15 protein-coding genes are annotated in these 16,962 nt (G+C 69.4%); 9 read left to right on the forward strand and 6 right to left on the reverse strand.

Going from position 1 to position 16,962, the window contains the following annotated elements; genetic code table 11:
- Nucleotides 1-8 precede the first annotated feature (8 nt).
- Nucleotides 9-1,754 (forward strand): YncE family protein, encoded by a 1,746-nt coding sequence (locus OO71_RS47140; RefSeq protein WP_051791207.1) that lies wholly within the window; start codon nt 9-11, stop codon nt 1,752-1,754.
- Nucleotides 1,755-1,810: 56 nt separating this feature from the next.
- Nucleotides 1,811-3,139, forward strand: coding sequence for an aminotransferase class I/II-fold pyridoxal phosphate-dependent enzyme (locus tag OO71_RS07540; protein WP_033289127.1), 1,329 nt, complete (start codon nt 1,811-1,813; stop codon nt 3,137-3,139).
- Here the strand turns inward: OO71_RS07540 and OO71_RS07545 are convergent, their stop codons facing one another.
- Nucleotides 3,140-4,153 carry an LLM class oxidoreductase gene (locus tag OO71_RS07545; protein WP_033288915.1) on the reverse strand — a complete coding sequence of 338 codons (1,014 nt, stop codon included), beginning with the start codon at nt 4,151-4,153 and terminating at the stop codon, nt 3,140-3,142.
- Nucleotides 4,154-4,298: 145 nt separating this feature from the next.
- On the opposite strand from OO71_RS07545, the gene OO71_RS07550 reads away from it, so the two are divergent.
- The 5 genes from OO71_RS07550 to OO71_RS53280 all read left to right on the forward strand — a co-directional run bounded on the left by OO71_RS07550 (nt 4,299) and on the right by OO71_RS53280 (nt 7,791).
- Complete coding sequence (locus OO71_RS07550; RefSeq protein ID WP_051791211.1) at nt 4,299-5,606, forward strand: MFS transporter; 1,308 nt, start codon at nt 4,299-4,301, stop codon at nt 5,604-5,606.
- A gap of 83 nt (nt 5,607-5,689) precedes the next feature.
- Nucleotides 5,690-6,073 carry a nuclear transport factor 2 family protein gene (locus OO71_RS50850; RefSeq protein ID WP_051791213.1) on the forward strand — a complete coding sequence of 128 codons (384 nt, stop codon included), beginning with the start codon at nt 5,690-5,692 and terminating at the stop codon, nt 6,071-6,073.
- Nucleotides 6,070-6,540, forward strand: coding sequence for a pyridoxamine 5'-phosphate oxidase family protein (locus tag OO71_RS07560; protein ID WP_051791215.1), 471 nt, complete (start codon nt 6,070-6,072; stop codon nt 6,538-6,540). The genes OO71_RS50850 and OO71_RS07560 overlap by 4 nt, the downstream gene beginning before the upstream one ends.
- A complete protein-coding gene (locus OO71_RS07565) occupies nt 6,540-7,589 on the forward strand; it encodes an LLM class flavin-dependent oxidoreductase (RefSeq protein ID WP_033288916.1) in 1,050 nt (349 codons plus the stop codon). Before OO71_RS07560 ends, OO71_RS07565 begins: the two co-directional genes overlap by 1 nt.
- A complete protein-coding gene (locus tag OO71_RS53280; RefSeq protein WP_425388659.1) occupies nt 7,573-7,791 on the forward strand; it encodes a DUF1272 domain-containing protein in 219 nt (72 codons plus the stop codon). The genes OO71_RS07565 and OO71_RS53280 overlap by 17 nt, the downstream gene beginning before the upstream one ends.
- Before the next feature lie 51 nt (nt 7,792-7,842).
- On the opposite strand, the gene OO71_RS07570 is transcribed toward OO71_RS53280, so the two are convergent.
- Together OO71_RS07570 and OO71_RS07575 are read right to left on the reverse strand one after the other, a co-directional pair.
- The gene (locus OO71_RS07570; RefSeq protein ID WP_033288917.1) at nt 7,843-8,997 is read right to left on the reverse strand and encodes a cytochrome P450; all 1,155 of its coding nucleotides are present in this window, start codon (nt 8,995-8,997) and stop codon (nt 7,843-7,845) included.
- A 94-nt stretch (nt 8,998-9,091) separates the two neighbouring features.
- Nucleotides 9,092-9,718, reverse strand: a complete 627-nt coding sequence (locus OO71_RS07575; RefSeq protein ID WP_033288918.1) for a DUF5701 family protein — start codon at nt 9,716-9,718, stop codon at nt 9,092-9,094.
- Nucleotides 9,719-9,824: 106 nt separating this feature from the next.
- Here OO71_RS07575 and OO71_RS07580 point away from each other — a divergent pair, with 106 nt between their 5' ends.
- Nucleotides 9,825-11,354 (forward strand): MFS transporter, encoded by a 1,530-nt coding sequence (locus OO71_RS07580; RefSeq protein WP_033288919.1) that lies wholly within the window; start codon nt 9,825-9,827, stop codon nt 11,352-11,354.
- A gap of 430 nt (nt 11,355-11,784) precedes the next feature.
- Here the strand turns inward: OO71_RS07580 and OO71_RS07585 are convergent, their stop codons facing one another.
- The 3 genes from OO71_RS07585 to OO71_RS07595 form a co-directional block, all read right to left on the reverse strand.
- Nucleotides 11,785-12,984: an MFS transporter gene (locus OO71_RS07585; protein WP_033288920.1), complete on the reverse strand. Its 1,200-nt coding sequence runs from the start codon at nt 12,982-12,984 to the stop codon at nt 11,785-11,787.
- 153 nt (nt 12,985-13,137) lie between these two features.
- Nucleotides 13,138-13,983: an SAM-dependent methyltransferase gene (locus tag OO71_RS07590; RefSeq protein ID WP_051791217.1), complete on the reverse strand. Its 846-nt coding sequence runs from the start codon at nt 13,981-13,983 to the stop codon at nt 13,138-13,140.
- 563 nt (nt 13,984-14,546) lie between these two features.
- Nucleotides 14,547-15,686 (reverse strand): pyridoxal phosphate-dependent aminotransferase, encoded by a 1,140-nt coding sequence (locus OO71_RS07595; protein ID WP_033288921.1) that lies wholly within the window; start codon nt 15,684-15,686, stop codon nt 14,547-14,549.
- 109 nt (nt 15,687-15,795) lie between these two features.
- Here OO71_RS07595 and OO71_RS07600 point away from each other — a divergent pair, with 109 nt between their 5' ends.
- Nucleotides 15,796-16,554, forward strand: a complete 759-nt coding sequence (locus tag OO71_RS07600; RefSeq protein ID WP_033288922.1) for a GntR family transcriptional regulator — start codon at nt 15,796-15,798, stop codon at nt 16,552-16,554.
- The last annotated feature ends 408 nt before the right edge of the window (nt 16,555-16,962 follow it).

Below are 16,962 nucleotides of genomic sequence, written 5' to 3' on the forward strand. Positions count from 1 at the left end.
GGCCCAGGGTGACCGAGCGGGAACAGCAGGCATATCTCGACCGCATCGAGGACGAGCACCGGCAGCTCCGGACCGGCCGGTTCCGCCGGATCGCGCGCATTGCCGGATGGCTGCTCGGCGCCGCGGTTCCGGTATCCCTGACCTCGTGGTTCGTGGACGGTGCGGTGCTCAACGACCACCCGTTCTGGAGCGGTGTGGCGTTGTGCGCCGTCGTGCTGTCGGGGCTGGGGGTGGCCGCCGAGGTGACCGGGTGGCTGGGCTCCGACGCCACTTCGTTGCGGGCGCTCGAGCGGGAACGCCGCGACCAGGAGCTCGGCGGCTGGAAACAGGACTCGCAGCGGCTCCTCGACGACCTGGATGACGCCCGCGCCGACCTCCGCCGGATCAGGCGGCAGGTGGCCGTCTCCGGGCTGGCGGTGGCGGGGTTCACCGGTGCGGTCGCGGTCGAGATCTGGCAGGTCGGCGCCGTATGGCCGGTCGAGTGGACGGCGCGGCTGCTGGTCGGCGGGACGGTCTGCCTCGGCGTGCCGCTGGTCGAGGTTTTCGCGTCGCTGCTGCTGACCGGGCGGCTGCGGACGGCGAAGGCCAATCTCCGGGCGGCCCAGCGCCGGCACCGCGACACTGCGCTGTACGACGCCCCACCCGACACGGACGACATGCCGGAACTGCCCCCGCTGACCCGCCGCGGCACGCTCGTCGCAGCGGTCACCGGCTGGCTCGTGTACGCCCTGGTCCTGGCGACTGCGTACGTGCACCTGCCCGCGGCCGCGCCACCTCCACCGGACGCTCCGATCGCCCTGGCGGCGAGGGCGACCGGGGTTCCGCTCGACTGGCCTTCCGGCGTGGCGGTGTCGCCGGACGGGAAGCGGGCGTACGTGGGCAACGCCGGTCCACACGACCGTCCCGACTCCGACATCGCGGTGATCGACCTTGCCACGGAGAAGGTCGTCGCCACGGTGCCGGTGCAGCCGCATCCGCTGGGGCTTGCCTTGACTCCGGATGGTCAGCGGCTGATCGTGTCCGCCAACGGACCTGCTGGCGCCCCGGCGGGGTCGCTGACGGTCATCGACACCGGCACGCTGAAGGTGCTCTCGACAGTGCGGCTCGAGGCGCCCGCCTACGACGTCGCAGTCTCCCCGGACGGCCGTACGGTGTGGTGTCTCATCACCGGCCCGACCGACTACGACCCGGGCGCGGCCGTCGCGGTGGATCTGGCGGCGGGGAAGGTGGCCGGGACCGTCCGCGTCGGACGGGATCCGGACGGTCTCGCGATCGCCCCCGACGGCTCGCGGCTCTACGTGTCCAACTACGACGACAACACCGTCTCGGTGATCGATGCCGCCGGCCAGAAGGTCGTCGCCACCGTGGAGGTGGGCGCCGGACCGGCCGGGCTGGTGGTCGACGCGCGGCGGCACACGGTGTGGGTCGCGAACCAGACCGAGTCCGACGTCCATCACACGCTCACCGCACTCGACACCACGACGCACGCGACGAAACCGGTCGACCTCGGCCCGCCCGCACCGGGGGTGAGCGGCGCGTCGGCAATGGCCTTGACCCCGGACGGACGGCGCCTGATCGTCGGCCGGTACAGCCCGAAAAGCGGCCCGATCCCGTCTCTCGCGCTCGTCGATCCGGACACGCGCCGCGTCACGGACGTGCTTTCGGTACCGTCGGCCTTCCGGATCGTGACCACCCCGGACAGCCACCACGCGCTCGCCTCGGCAGGCAACCTGTGGGTGCTGGACATACCGTGATTGTGTCAGCACGTATAGCATTGTGTTACAGCTGAAACTGCGCGGAGGTGGGCGACGTGGTCGAGGAGGCAGCGCTGTCCGGCGGGACGGCGGCGGAGATCGCGGTGTCGGTCGAGGGCGCCATTTCCGGCGGGCGGCTCGCGGCGGGCGAGCGGCTGCCGACGGTACGCGAACTCGCCGCACGGCTCGAGGTGAGCCCGGCGACGGTCAACGCCGCGTACCGGACCTTGCGCAACCGCGGCTTGGTCACTGGTGCCGGACGGGCCGGGACCCGGGTCGTCGAACACTCGGCGCCCGCGGCCCGCCGGCTCGCGGCGCCGGTGGGACCCGGGGTACGCAACCTCGCCGACGGCAACCCCGATCCGAGCCTGCTTCCGCCACTGCGCCCGGCGTTCGCCCGGATGAGCGGAAAGCATTGGCTGTACGGGGAATCCGGTGCCGCGCCCGCGCTGCTGGACTGGTTCAGCCGCGACTTCGCCGCCGACGGCCTCACCGCCCAGTACCTCGCGATCACCGGCGGCGCAATGGACGGCGCCGAACGCGTGCTGCAGGCGCACCTGCGGCCGGGCGACGCGGTCGTCGTGGAAGATCCGGGCTACGGCGGGGTGCTCGACCTCGTGCCCGCGCTGGGACTGCGGCCGATCGCGGTGCCGGTCGACGCCGACGGGCTGATGCCCGACCAGCTGGAGCGGGCGCTGGAGCAACGTCCGGAGGCGTGCATCCTCACGCCGCGAGCGCAGAACCCGACCGGCGCCGCGCTCACCGGCCAGCGCGCCGCCGACCTCCGCGAGGTGTTCCGGCGCCACGAAAACGTGCTGGTCATCGAAGACGACCACGCCGGGGTCATTTCCGGTGCAGCCGCGGAAACCATTGCCGGTACTGGGGATTTCCCGCGCTGGGCAGTGATCCGGTCGCTCACCAAGACGCTCGGCCCTGACCTGCGGCTCAGCTGCGTCAGCGGTGACCAGCTCACGGTGGACCGGCTGATCCGCCGCCAGCAGGCCGGAGCCGGCTGGGTGAGCCACCTCCTGCAAGAACTGGCCGCCACAATCCTTGCCGACTCGGCGACGCCGTCTCTGCTCGCCGCCGCCCGGGACGCCTACGGCGAACGCCGCCAAGCCCTCGTGGATGCGTTGGGGGGCCACGGGATCACGGTGACGGGTCGGTCGGGTTTCAATGCGTGGGTTCCGACGCCGTCGGAGGGTGCGGTCGCGCAGGCGCTTCTGGCGCGGGGTTGGGCGGTGCGTGCGGGGGAGTCGTTCCGGACGAGTAGCCCGCCTGGGTTGCGGGTTACGTTCGCTAGTCTGTTGCCGAGTGAGGCTGTCCAGTTCGCGGAGACTTTGGGCAGCATCCTCCGCGGCGACGGATGGGGTTATCCGGCCTGATCACCACAACGGCGCCCGCGCGACAGGGCCCTCATGCGACGGAAAATGCGGCAGCACCCACTCCACGATCTCCGCCACCGCCTCCTCCGCCGGGCGCGACCCGTGCTGTACTCCCAGTGCCACGTGGTTCACGCCGTTGTCCTGCCAGCGGCCCAGCAGGTCGATCAGCCCGTTGCGGCCGGTGCGCAGCACGAAGCCGCCCCGTAGCGGGGTCGGTGGGTAACCGGGATCCGGAGCCAGGTCGATCCACTCGTTGGTGATCACCGGTTTGAACTCACCACCGGGAATCCGCGACCGCCAGCCGCTGATTTTCGCGCCCAGCTCCGCCGGTCCCTCGGGCGTGTGTGCAGTACCCGGGTACACGAGCCAGCCGTCGCTGTGTTCGGCGATCCAGTCTTCCGTCTGCCTGCTCGAACCGGTGACGATCAGCGGGATCTCGCCGGTTGTCGGCTTCGGCAGGACGTCCGTGGTGCCGGTCAGGTGGGTCAGCCGGGAGCATGCCTGCGGGAAGCTCTCGGTGAGCAACCGCCGGACCAGCGGCAGGCTTTCGGCGAACCGGGCCGCACGCTCGTCGTACGGGATGCCGTAGGCCGGGAACTCCGACGCCCGGTCCCCGGCCGCCACGCCGAGCACCAGCCGCCCGCCGGAGAGCCGGTCCAGGGACGCGGCCTGCTTGGCGACGTCGATCGGATGCCGCAGCGTCGTGACGATGCTTCCCGCCGCAAGCGCGATCCGTTCGGTGTGCGCGCTCAGCCAGGCGAGGTACGTCCACGGGTCGTAAACCTGTCCGACGTCGCCGAACTTCTTGTCGTGCAACGGAATGTCGCGGACCCACAGTCCTGCCAGCCCACCGCGGTCGGCAGCCTGGACGATCGCCCCCTGCCCGCGCATCTCCTCCAGTTCGCCGCGGTACTGCCACAACGGCAGGAACAGCCCGACGGTCAGCCGTCCCGGCGCGAACATCCGCCGGTAGCCCGGGTGACCGGGGAACCGTCCCTCGTCGAGAACGTCCATTGCACCTCCTTGATCAAGCGTTCGTCCAGGACTACCAGAGACCGCTCACGATCCATTCCCGCGAACCCCTGGACGTGCGCCGAATCACAGATTAATCTATAACGTAACTAATTTGTTCTAGCACAAAACTCACCCGGAGAACACCATGGACGTCAGTGAGAAAACCGCCGTGCCGTTGCAGGCGGGCGAGATCCGCCGGATCGCCGGGCTGAGCCTGGTCGGCGCCAGCGTGGAATGGTTCGACTTCTTCCTCTTCGGCACCGCCGCCGCGCTCGTGTTCCCCCGGCTGTTCTTCCCGGCGGGCAACGAGTTCATCGCGCTGCTGTCGTCGTTCGCGGTGCTGGGCGTCGGGTTCGTCGCCCGGCCGATCGGCGGGATCGTCTGGGGCCACTTCGGCGACCGGGCCGGCCGCAAACGGGCGTTCGTGGCCGCGCTGCTCACGATGGCCGCGGCGAGCGTGCTGATCGGCCTGATCCCGACGTACCACCAGATCGGCGTCGCCGCGCCCATCCTGCTCACCGTGCTCCGCTTCGTGCAGGGGCTGGCCGTCGGCGGGCAGTGGGGTGGCGCCGCGCTGCTCGCCACCGAATGCGCGCCGAGCTCGAAACGGGGCTACTACGGCAGTTTCACCCAGATCGGCGTGCCGGTCGGGGTGCTGCTCGGCGTGGTCGCGTTCTTCCTTGTCGGGACCGGCATGGACCCGGCGCTCTTCGACCGCTACGGCTGGCGCGTGCCGTTCCTGGCCAGCGCTGTGCTCGTCGCGGTTGCCTTGTACGCCAAGAAATCCCTCGACGACACCCCGGCCTTCCAGCGGCTGCAGCAGGTCGGCGGATCGGGCCGGAAGAAGTCGCCGGTGCTCGAGGTGCTGCGCCGGCACTGGCGTCCGGTGCTGCTCGCCGGGGGCGCTTTCATCGTGGTGAACGCGACTTTCTACATCTACCTCACCTACATGCTCTCCTACGGCGTCAGCACGGTCGGGCTCAGCCGGGGCGAGATGCTGCTGGCTCTTGCGGTCGCCGCGGTGGTGCAAATCCCGTCGCTGGCCGGATTCGCCGCGCTCTCCGACCGGGTCGGCCGCCGTCCGGTCTACCTCGCCGGTGCGGTCGGTACTGCGCTGTGGGCGTTTCCGTTGTTCTGGCTTGCGGATTCGGGCAGTACCGTCGCGATGATCGTCGCATTGACGGTCGGGCAATGCATCATCTCGATGATGTACGGCCCGCTCGCGGCCTTCTTCTCCGAGCTTTTCAGCGCCGAGGTGCGGTACAGCGGCGCCTCGCTCGGCTACCAGCTGGGTGCGCTCATCGGCGGCGCGATCTCGCCGCTCGTATGCGTTGCGCTGCAGCGGGCTTTCGGCAGCACGCTCGCGATTTCCGGCTACATCGCCGTGCTGTCGGCGATCGCCATCGCGTGCATCATGCTGCTGAAGGAGACTCGTTCGGCAAAGCTGGGGTAACCGTCTTGCGCGCACCCGAACAGTCTGGTTCTATCGAACTAGAACATAAACATATACGTACTAGAACAAATTGGGAGTTTCTCATGACCACGGATCTGGGCTACGACCCCGACGAGCTGTGTGCCGAGTTTCTCGCGCCGTGGAACGACCACGACGTCGAGGCGGCCGTCGCCGCGTTCACCGACGACGCGTTCTGGGAGTTCACCGTCGGCTCGGACCCGTGGGGCACCGCGCACACCGGCCGCGCCGCCGTGCGGGCCGCGATCGAGGACGTGTTCACCGCGATCCCGGACATCCACTACGAGCTCGTCCGCTACCACGCGGGATCGACGCACCTCACGATGGAAGTCCTGGTCACCGGCACGAAACAGGACGGCACCAAGCTGAAGTACCAGGCGTGCGACATCCTCCGCCTCGACGGCAACCGGGTCGCCGGAAAACGCTCGTACCGCAAGGTGGTCTCGTGACCGGCCCGGTCACCGCCGAGGTGCGCACCCTCATCGAGTACCAGCGCCTGTGCTACGTCGCGACCACCGGCCCGGACGGCGAGCCGAACCTCAGCCCGAAGGGCTCGCTGAAGGTACTCTCCGACCACGAGCTGGCGTTCGCGGACATGGCCTCGCCGAACACGGTGGCCAACCTGCGCGCCGATCCGCGGCTGGAGATCAACGTGGTCGATCCGTTCCTGCGCCGGGGGTACCGGATCAAGGGCGTCGGCACGGTGGTCGACGATCCGGGCCTGCTCGCCGTGGTCGGCGAAGGGCTCGGGCACGACTACCCGGTCCGCGCGGCGGTGCGGATCGCGGTCACCGAGGTGCGGCCGGTCGACAGCCCGGTCTACCTGTTCACCAGCGCGCCGGCCGAGGAGGTGCACGCGATGTGGCAGGACAACTACGGCTATCACCGCGACGGCGCCGGGGGAGGGCCGAGCTGATGCGGTACGCACTCGCTTTCCCCGCCGAGGTCCAGCTGCGGACCACGGAGATGATCTCCGTCGGGCGGCAGGCCGAGGACGCCGGTCTGGACGGGGTGTGGGTCGCGGAAGGGCGTGGCGGGGAGGCGTTTTCGACCCTCGCCGCGCTGCTGATGAGCACGTCGCGGATCAGTGTGGGCGCGGGCGTCCTGCCCGTGTTCAACCGCAGCCCGTGGCTGGTCGCGATGGGTGCCGGAGTCCTCGAAGAGCTTGGCGGGCAACGGTTTCTGCTCGGTCTCGGACCGGGCCACCCGGCGGTGGTGCAGGACCGGCACGGCCTGGTCTACGAGCGTCCGCTGGACCGGATCCGGGAAACCGTCGACATCGTGCGCGCGGCCCTCACCGGCGACGTGGTCGACTACCGTGGCAGCGTCTTCACCCTGCGCGGTGCCCAGCTCAGCCATCCCGCGGCGCCGGTGCCGATCCACCTGGCCGCGACCGGCCCGCGCGCGCTGCGGCTTGCGGGTGAGGTCGCCGACGGGGTCATCCTGATCCTGACCTCGAAAGTCACCGCTCATACGGCGTTGACCCAGGTGCAGGCGGCGGCTGTGGAAGCGGGCCGGGACCCGTCGTCGATCGCCTCGTCGACGTACGTGTTCACCTGCGTACACGACGACCGCGACCGGGCGCGCGACGCTTCCCGCGGCACCCTCGCCTACTACGGCCGTCTGCGCACGTACCGGAAAATCTTCCACGCCGCCGGTTTCGAACGGGAAGCGGCCGGGCTGGAGCGAGCTTGGGAGAGCGGGTCGGCGGAGTCGGCGGCTGCGGCGATCAGCGACGCGATGATCGACGCCTTCACTGCGTCGGGCAATGCCGACGATGTCGCGAATGCCTTGCTGCGGATGGAAGAAACCGGCCTGACCGAGCTCACGGCATACCCGTATCCGGCGGCCGGTCAGTCGGCCATCGAGGCCTTTGAGTCCACTGTGGACGCCGTCGCGCGGGTCCGCTCGGTGAATTCGGTGAAGGGAGAATCGGCACATGCTGGACATGCGCCCCACCTGTGAACGCTGCGCCCGGGAACTGCCCGCGGACCAGCCGGGAGCGATGATCTGCAGCTTCGAATGCACCTTCTGTGCGGATTGCGTGTCCGGCCCGTTGAACGAGACGTGCCCGAACTGCGGCGGTACGTTCGTTCCGCGCCCGCCCCGGCCGACCGCACTGCTGGCGAAGTACCCACCCCGAGCGCCGGGTGATGCTGCGGAGTGATGACCGGCCCGGCCGAGGGCTTCCGGGTGAAGCTCTCGGCCGGGGGATGCGCTATCGGACCCGGACCGGCAGGCTTTCCAGCCCGCGGATCACGTTGTTCAAGTGGCGCACCGGTGTTCCGGTCTCGAACCGGTGCACGCGGTGGGCCAGCGCGGACAGGATCGCGTCCGCCTCCATCCGGGCGAGGCCCTGTCCGGCGCAGGCGTGGATGCCGAAGCCGAAGGAGAGGTGGTCGCCGGCGCGGCGGGCCACGTCGAACCGGTCCGGGGCAGGGTAATGGCGGTCGTCGCGGTTGCCGGAGCCGTAGAGCAGGACGACGCGGTCCCCGGCCGGGATCGTGACCCCGTCCAGCGGCACGTCGACGGTGGTCGTCCGGGTGAAAGCTTGCACTGGTGAGTCGTAGCGGAGGACTTCGTTGAACGCGTCTTCCGCGCCGCCCAGCCGCACCGCGTCCCACTGCTCGGGGTTCTGCGCGAAGAGGTGGACCGCGTTCGACAGCGCGTTGATCGTCGTGTCGATCCCGGCCGTGACGTACGCGGACAGCAGCCGCGGACACGACGCCTGCTCGATGACCCCGGCGTCGGCTGCCTCGTAAATCGCGCGGCCGAGGCTGCCGGGCGCGAGGTCGTCCGGTCCGGCCGACTCCAGCCACTCGTGCATGGCCTGCCGGACCGGCTGCAGGTCGATCATCCGCTGGTTCAGCGGGCCGAACGCGGTGAAGGAGGCGTCGGCCCACGCCAGCAGCTGCCCGCGGACCGCCGGACTCACCCCGATCAGGTCCGCTACGACCCGGAGCGGAAACACCTGCGCCAGGTCGCGGACAGCGTCGAATTCGCCCTTGTCGAATAGTTCGTCGACGAGATCCGCAGCCTGCGTGGTCAGGTCCGCCCGAAGCCGTTCGAGACCCCGCGGTGCGAGCTGCTCGGACAGCACGCTCCGCAGCCGCCGGTGCAACGGCGGATCGGACGCCAGCACGGTGCCGTTGAGCCCGGCGTTCATGGCGTCGTTGAGCGCGACGCCGTTCGCGGAGGAGAACGTCTCCCACTTGCGCAGCGCGTTGCGGACCTCGGCATACCGCGGAATCGCCCAGGCCTCGTGGCGTTCGAGATAGACCGCAGGTCCCTGGGCGCGCAGCTCGGCGTAGACGGGGTAGGGATCGTGGAGGGTGGGGTCGCTGAAGAGGTCGACGTCCGAGGTGAAGCGCATGGTGCCTCCGGGAGCAGGTGATGGTTCCAGTGTCGGAACCCGGCGGCACGGGACGCCACGGTGTGCCGGTCACCTCTGCCCTTTCGGGCACGCCTCAGACCAGGCGGTCGACCGCGGAGCCGAAACCCAGCCAGGGATGCCGGTTGCCCCACCAGCACCAGCCGACCTTCGGGGCGTTGCGCCGTTCGGGACCGTCGCGGCCGGTGCCGTTGCTGATCCACAGCGCCGGGGTACGGGCGTCGAAAGTGCCGTTTTCCTTGCGCAGCCGGGAGCCGATGGTCATGAAGCAGCGGTCGCGTTCGAGCGCGGCCGGCTGCTGCAGTACCCAGTGGATGCCTTCGGTGAGCAGCAGCGGGGTGCGACCGGCTCGGCTCAGCTCCGGCAGCGCTTCCGCCGGGCTCCAGTTCGCCAGATGATCCCCGCGGTCGAGCGCGGTGACGACGTACAGCGCGCTCTCCGGCAGCTCGAGGTCAGCTGGGGTGAAGCGGTCGACATCGGGCAGGTCAGTGACGACGAATCCCCGCTTGCCCTCGTGCCGGAGCAACGGCGCGAGCACGGACGCGGGTGCCCGGTCCGGGTGAATGGTGAGCAGGCCGTCACTGCCGGTGTGTGCGGCGAAGGCGCGCAGGGTGTCGGCGGGGATGTTCGCGACCCCGGGTATCCCCAGCTCGATCAGGCGTTCTGCCTGCGCCGGGAGGGCCGGGAGGGCGAGGGTCGGCACGGGCGGCTCCTTTTTGTCGATGATAGGCCCGCGGGCATGTCGATCGGGGTGGGTGCCATTCGTCGCTTGGGTGAGACGAGCCGATCGAGACCCCCGGGAGACGACGATGAGGGCAGGACGACGCGAATGGCTGGGCCTGGCGGTGCTGGCGCTGCCGACCGTGCTGTTGTCGCTGGACATGAGCGTGCTGCACCTGGCAGTTCCGCATCTGGCCGCCGACCTGCGGCCGAGCAGTACGCAGCTGCTGTGGATCATCGACGTCTACGGGTTCATGATCGCCGGGTTCCTCGTCACGATGGGTACGCTCGGTGACCGGATCGGGCGGCGGAAGCTGCTGATGGCCGGTGGGACGGCGTTCGGGCTCGCGTCGATCGCGGCGGCGTTCGCCACGAGCCCGGAGATGCTGATCGGCGCGCGGGCGGTGCTGGGGATCGCCGGGGCGACGCTGATGCCGTCGACGCTCGCCTTGATCAGCAACATGTTCCCCGACGCCAAGCAGCGCGGTACCGCGATCGCGGTGTGGATGAGCTGCTTCATGGGCGGCATGGTGGTCGGGCCGGTGGCCGGTGGGTTCCTGCTGGAGCATTTCCGGTGGGGTTCGGTGTTCCTGATGGGGGTCCCGGTGATGATCCTGCTGCTGGTGACCGCGCCGAAACTGCTGCCGGAGTACCGCGACACGTCCGCCGGACGGCTGGACCTCGCGAGCGTTGCGCTGTCACTGGGCGCGATCCTGCCGGTCATCTACGCACTCAAGGAAATCGCGAAGAGCGGGTTGTCGCTGACCGAGGTCGTGGTACTGGCGGTGGGTCTGACGATCGGCGTGGTGTTCGTCCGCCGCCAGCGCCGGCTCGCGCATCCGCTGCTGGACCTGCAGCTCTTCCGGGTCCGCGCCTTCAGCGCGGCGGTGAGCATCATGCTGGTCGGCGCACTCACGATGGGCGGGGTGTTCCTGCTGGTCAGCCAGTACCTGCAGATGGTGGCCGGACTGAGCACGGTAGCCGCGGGGCTGCTGCTGGTCCCGCAGGCACTCGCGGTGGTAGCCGGGTCGATGATCGCGCCGCGGCTGGCGCGCCGGTTCCGCCCGGAGTTCGTGCTGGGGTTCGGCATGCTGGTAGCCGCAGGCGGAATCCTGCTGTTCACCCTGGCCGGCGCGACGGGTGGCGTGACGTTCGTGGTGCTGGGCATGTCGATCGGGAGCTTCGGAATGGGCCCGCAGGGCGTGCTGTGCACGGAGATGGTGGTGAGCTCGGTACCGCCGCAGAAGGCAGGCGCAGCGTCGGCAATGTCGGAGACGAGCGCGGAGTTCGGAATCGCCATGGGGATCGCAGTGTTCGGCTCCATCGCGACGGCGGTGTACCGGGATCGGATCGAGGTCCCGTCGTCTATTCCGGCTGCCGCCACCGCGGAGGCAACCGACAGCATGGCGGGCGCGCTGCACGCGGGGAGCACGTTGCCGGGCCCGCTGGGGGAGCAGCTGGTGACGACCGCGCGGGAGGCGTTCACGTCCGGGCTGCACACGGTCGCGGGTATCGCGGCGGGGATTGTGGTGGTGTTCGCGGTGGTGGGGATGGTGGCCCTGCGCCGGACCCGGGGCGGGGCGGTTGAGGAGCGGGTTTTGGTGGGTAGTGAGCGGTGAGTTCGGGTGGTGGGGTTCTTGGTTGGTCGTGGGTTGCTGGTGAGTTCGGGTGGCGGGGTTTGGTGGGGTGTTTGGTTGGTCGTGGGTTGCCGGTCAGCCGGGTCGTGGGGCTTGGTGAGGTTCTCCTCAGCCCGGCTCCGCCGCCCGGCCGCAGGTGTGGCCGTTCCTCCGCGACTGGCAAATTATCCAGCAGTTCGGTCTGTGGCCTGGCCATATCCAGCACTCGCCCACCGTCCGGGTTCCACTCGAGTGAGTCACCTCCGCCAGTCGCGGACGATTATCCAGCACTTCCGCCGAAGACGGGGCTCCGCCGAAACCGGGGCTCCGCCGAAGACCGGGGCTCCGCCGAAGACCGGGGCCCCGCCGAAAACCGGGGCCCCGCCGAAAACCGGGGTTCCGCAGGGGATTCGGTCTTCCAGCAAGCGCGAGATTATCCAGCACTCCCCACCAAAGTCCGCGTCCGTAGCCACATCACAACCGCGCAGCCGACCGCAACGAACGTTGCAGCGGCGGCCAGCGCAAGGATCGTCGGGGCGGGCGTGCCAACTCCCAGCAAGATGCCGGTCGCGGCGGGGCCCGCAACCGACCCGGCCCGGCCCATTGCCGACGACCAGCCGATTCCCGTTGTCCGGTGTTCGCGTGGGTACAGCGCAACCGCCAGGCTCAGCTGGCCGCTCTGGCTTGCGCTGATGCCCGCGCCGATGCCGACCAGCGCGATCACCAAAGCCGTACCCCTGAGGTCCAGGGTTACCGCGGCGAGCAGGCACACGGCGGACAGCAGCGGGATCGCGACCAACGTCCGGCTCACTCCGGCCCACGCGGTGACCGGTATTACCGCAATGGCGCCCGCGATGGCGCCTAGGTAAATGAACGCCAGGGCGAGTGGGGCGTCCGAACCGGCGACGCCCAGGTGGGTGACCAGCACCGGGGCCCAAGTGGACAGTGCGGTCGACACGGCGAAGACGAGAAAAGCGAAGAGCCACAACAGAATCGTGTCGGCGCGAACGTCCCCGAACAGTTTCCGCACCCGTTCCGACGCGGGTTCCCTCGTCACGGCTGGTTCCGGCGGCAGGAGCAGTTGCAACGGGACGACCATCGCGAGCGAAACCGCGCCCACTGACCAGAACAGGCCGGTCACGCCGGACAGCGCGACGATCTTCTGGTAGGCAAAGCCGACTACGGTGGCGCCGCCGGAAAAGCCCAGTGCGACGAGCAGCGGTACCACGGCCCGACGCTCCGCTGAGCTGAAATCCGTGGCCAGCGCGACCGCCGACGGCAGCACGCCGCCGAAGCCCAGACCGGTCACGAACCGGATGGCGCTCACCGCTTCCATCGACTGCATCGGCAGGACCATTGCCAGCACCAGCGTGCCCACGGCGAACAGCGCCGTGCTGCCGATCAGCAACCGGCGCTTGCCGAATTGCCTTGCGAGCCGGCCGGAACCCAGGTAGCCGAGGAAAACGCCGACGCTCGTCGCGACGAGCGGGGCGGTGAAAGCGCTTGCGTCGACGCCCCAGTCCGCGGCCAGCGCCGGTACTGCGAGCGAGAGCGCGGTTGCGTCGAATCCGTCCAGCAGGACCAGAAATACGCACAGGGGGACCACGAGCCGTGCGTGCTGCCGGACCTTCACTGCGGACCGGCCGTTGCCCCGTCGGTGGAAGCGAGCACAGCGGGAGTCGTCAGAGGATCTAACTCCATGATCCGAGACTGGTGCAGACCGCCAGAAGGTGTCAAGCGGACAAGGCGCCCGAATGAAGGGAAGGCGTCAATTCGGGCAAACAGGTCAGGGTTTCCGGGCGACCCCGCACGCCAGAATCCGCTGCGCGATCGTCGGGTCGCCCAGCAGCGGGCCGTCCGGCCACCACTGGGCCACCGAGACGATTTCCGCCGGCTGCCCAGGACCGGTCGGGACCAGCGGAAGCCCGTGGAAGAGCTCCTCGATCTCGTCGCGGGTGCGGGACGTGACGTCCTTCATCGAGCCGTTGCGGATGACCTCCACCAGATCCTGCACGGTCTCGTCGTCGGCGGACCCGTCGTGCGGGTCGAGCAGGTGGGTGATCGCGAGGTACGACCCGGACGGGAGGCGGTCGATGAACTGCTTGGTGACGTCCGCGGGCAGGTTCCGGTCGCCCTTGTGGTGGTGCAGTGCCGCGATGAACAGCACGGCGATCGGTTCGTCCCAATCGAGGTGATCGCGCACGGTGGGGTGGTCGAGAATGCTCGGCGGGTCGAAGAAATCGGCCTGCAGGTACTCGGTGAAGTCGTTTTCGTCGAGCAACGCGCGCCCGTGGCTCGCCACCACCGGGTCGTAATCGACGTACACGACCTTCGCCTCCGCCTGCGCCCGCTGCACGACCTGATGCACGTTCTCCGTGGTGGGCAGGCCCGAGCCGCAGTCGATGTACTGCCGGACGCCCGCGTTGAACGCGAGGAAGCGGCACACCCGGATCAGGAAGTTCCGGTTTTCGAGCGCGGCCTGCGGCGCCTCCGGCATCCGCCGCGCGATTTCCGTCGCGACCCGCCGGTCGATCTCGTAGTTGTCCTTGCCACCCAAGAGATAGTCGTAGACGCGCGCAACGCTCGACTCGTTCGGGTTGACCCCCACCGGGGTGTTGACTGCGTCGGTCACGACGCGAACCTCCCGCGAACTGACCACTGTGACTGATGTCGCACCGAGCGTAGCGGAGTCGGATACCGCAGCGAAACCGGTATCGCTCAGACGCATTAGGGCCACGTTATCCGCAGGTTTCCCGTCGTTGCGGATCGGATCTCGTCGCAGGGTTGACCAGGCTCACCAGTGCCTGCCGCCGGATACGGCCAGCCACCATGCTGCGAGGCCGGGTGCGGCGTAACGGAGGGGTGCTGGGGACAGGTCGGCTAGGTTGCCTGCGGCCGGGTCACGGCGTCGACGTCGTCCGCGTAGTGTGCCGCGGTCTCGTCGGCGGCGGTTGGGGAGTCTGCCGCGGGCCCGGGTCGAGTCGTTCCCGCAGCCGGAGACGCAGGTGATGCGGATACGTCCGGTGAAGGTCGAAGAACCGGCTAGACAACTCGCCGAGGTCGGCTGCCTGTCCGGCGTTCATCGGGACGGCATCCGTGCGCTTGGGCCGTTCCTGTTCCAGCTCGGCACTGCACAGCTTCTGCTTGCTGCCGAAGTACTGGTGGCTCCGCTCGGCCTGGTTGCCCGCGTCCGTCTCAGGATGCCCGGACTGCCTGCCGGAGGCCGTCGATCAGTTCGAGCAGAATGGGTTCGGCCGCGCCGAAGGTGAGGCGGACGTGGGTATCGGGGGCGTGCAGGTCGGCGCCGCGGATGGCGGCGATGCCGTTGCGCAGGAGTGCGTCGTCGATGGCGGCCGGGGTGCCGCCGAGGCGGGAGCAGTCGGCGAGCAGGAAGGCGCCGCCGGTGGGGCGGACCGGTTCGGGCAGTCCGGCTGCGACGATGCCGTCGCACACCAGGTCGCGTTTCCTTTGGTACGTGGAAAGTGCGCGGTCGAGCCAGTCGCGCGGGCCGGTGAGCGCGGCGGCCGCGGCGCGTTGCGGGACCACGCCGCAGCAGACCGCTTCCCACTGCAGCCGCCGTTCCATCGCGTCGACGATCGGTGGCGGGGCCAGCACGTACCCCAGCCGCCAGCTCGCGAGCGCGTAGTACTTGCTCAGGCTGGTGACTGTGACCAGGTGCGGCCAGCGTCCGGCCAGCGCTTCGATCGGCTGGTACCGGCGGCCGTCGAAGGTGAAATGCTGCCACGACTCGTCGGAGATGACGAGGAGCCCGTACCGCGCGGCGAGGTCGACGACGGCCGCGATGGTGGCTGCGTCTGGTAGGTAGCCGGTGGGGTTGTTCGGGTTGCACAGGAGGACGGCACGGCTTCGGGTGGTGATGGCGTTTTCGATGGCGGTGAGGTCGAGGGACCAGCCTTCGCGTGAAGGTACGTACGCGGGCACGGCGCCCGACTCGCGGATGGCGCCGTCGAAGAAGTATGCCGGCGTCGGGACGATCACTTCGTCGCCAGGGGCGAGCACTGTGCGCAACACGAGCGACAGGCCATGCATCGCGCCGTTGGTGATGAGCAAGCGTTGGTCAGGGTCTACGGGTAGTCCGTGTACGTCGCTCAGCTCGGCCGCGATGGCGGCGCGGAGGTCGGGGAGGCCGCGGCTGTCCCGTGGGTCGGGCTGGTCCATCGCTGCGGTGACCGCCTGCCGGACATGCTCCGGCATGGGCAGGACTGGCGCGCCGACCAGCGGAAGGATCCGCACCCCCGCCCGTGCCGCGCGGTCGCGGGTGGTCATCGCGCCCAGCGCCGGGAAGTCACTAAAGGGAAGGGTCCAGGTCTGCATGACACCAGTATCGCCGATTAAGATATCAATGACAAGAGTAAGTATCTCTGCGGTTCGCTAAGATCTCAGTTTCTGCTATATCAATCATGCTCGCTGATATACTGACGCCGTGCCCGACATTCACGACGTACTTCCCGAAACGCCGTATATCCCCGCGTTGCTGCTGGTCGGCCGGGACGAGTCCGGTCTCGACCGCACAAGCCAGGCGTACCGGGCGATCCGGCGGCAGATCATCGACCTGACGTTGCCGCCGGGGAGCAGCTTCACCGAGACTTCACTGGCGCAGCAATGGCAGATCAGCAAGACGCCGGTACGGGAAGCACTCGCGCGGCTGCGGCGGGACGGGCTGGTGACCGCGCTCCCGCGGGCAGGGTACGTGGTCAGCCCGGTCACGCTCGAGGACACCGACGATCTCTGTTCGCTTCGTACCCTGCTGTCCGGCCAGGCCGCCAGCGCCGCCGCGCACAGGGTCATCCCGGAAGCGGCGCTCAAGCGGCTCGACGCGCTGGCGAAAGTCCCGTTCGCGCTCGCCGCGGGCAAAGTCGAACTCGAGGACTCGCTGCGGGCAGGCATCGAGTTCGAGGGAATCATCGCCAATTTCGCGGACAACAAACGGCTGAGCAAAGCAATCGTCGACGTGCTCGACGAGCTGGAACGCGTCCTCCGGATGGTGTCCCTGATCTCCCCGGGAACGGCCAGCCCACCGGGAGAACTGGAATCGATCGCGACCCGGTTGCGGGCCCGCGACGGGAACGCCGCGTATGTCGCAATGCACGCCCGGTGTGAGCGGGTGCGGCGCGATGTGCTGGAGGTGCTGGCGAAGAGTTCGTCGGTCAGCAGGGCGAATATCGAGCTCCCGCTGGGCTGAAGGCCCGGGTCGCAGTGGGCTGGGCAGCACTGGGGTGGGGACCGAGTAGCGGCGAAGGTGAGCTTCGAGGCGGACGGTGGGGGCGGTTGGCCGGGGTGCGCCACGGCTGCAGGTGAGCGGCCCTTGGCCGGGTGAGCGGCAAGGCCCGGCGCCGGTGGCGAGGGCGAGCGGCTGGTCGCGAGGGTGGGCGGCCGGTGGCGAGGGTGGGTGGCTGGTCGCTGGTGGCGAGGGCGAGCGGCAATGCCGGGCGGCGGTGGCGGGCGGCGGTGGCGGGCGGTGAGATCCGCCGGTGGGGCGCGATTGGCCGGACCGGGGATCCGGAGACGGGACAGAACCCAGCCGCGTCGATGATCGACTGGGAACTGCGCCGAACTACAAAACCGGCGATGCCAGGCGGCCGCCCAACGC

Origin of the sequence: Amycolatopsis jejuensis (assembly GCF_000717335.1) — a bacterium.
GTDB lineage: Bacteria > Actinomycetota > Actinomycetes > Mycobacteriales > Pseudonocardiaceae > Amycolatopsis > Amycolatopsis jejuensis.

What these genes read in the sequence shown, in the direction of transcription:
- OO71_RS07545 (WP_033288915.1), bottom strand. Translation starts at nt 4,153, where the DNA reads ATGGACGTTCTCGACGAGGGACGGTTCCCCGGTCACCCGGGCTACCGG.
- OO71_RS07550 (WP_051791211.1), top strand. Translation starts at nt 4,299, where the DNA reads ATGGACGTCAGTGAGAAAACCGCCGTGCCGTTGCAGGCGGGCGAGATC.
- OO71_RS50850 (WP_051791213.1), top strand. Translation starts at nt 5,690, where the DNA reads ATGACCACGGATCTGGGCTACGACCCCGACGAGCTGTGTGCCGAGTTT.
- OO71_RS07565 (WP_033288916.1), top strand. Translation starts at nt 6,540, where the DNA reads ATGCGGTACGCACTCGCTTTCCCCGCCGAGGTCCAGCTGCGGACCACG.
- OO71_RS53280 (WP_425388659.1), top strand. Translation starts at nt 7,573, where the DNA reads ATGCGCCCCACCTGTGAACGCTGCGCCCGGGAACTGCCCGCGGACCAG.
- OO71_RS07570 (WP_033288917.1), bottom strand. Translation starts at nt 8,997, where the DNA reads ATGCGCTTCACCTCGGACGTCGACCTCTTCAGCGACCCCACCCTCCAC.
- OO71_RS07580 (WP_033288919.1), top strand. Translation starts at nt 9,825, where the DNA reads ATGAGGGCAGGACGACGCGAATGGCTGGGCCTGGCGGTGCTGGCGCTG.
- OO71_RS07595 (WP_033288921.1), bottom strand. Translation starts at nt 15,686, where the DNA reads ATGCAGACCTGGACCCTTCCCTTTAGTGACTTCCCGGCGCTGGGCGCG.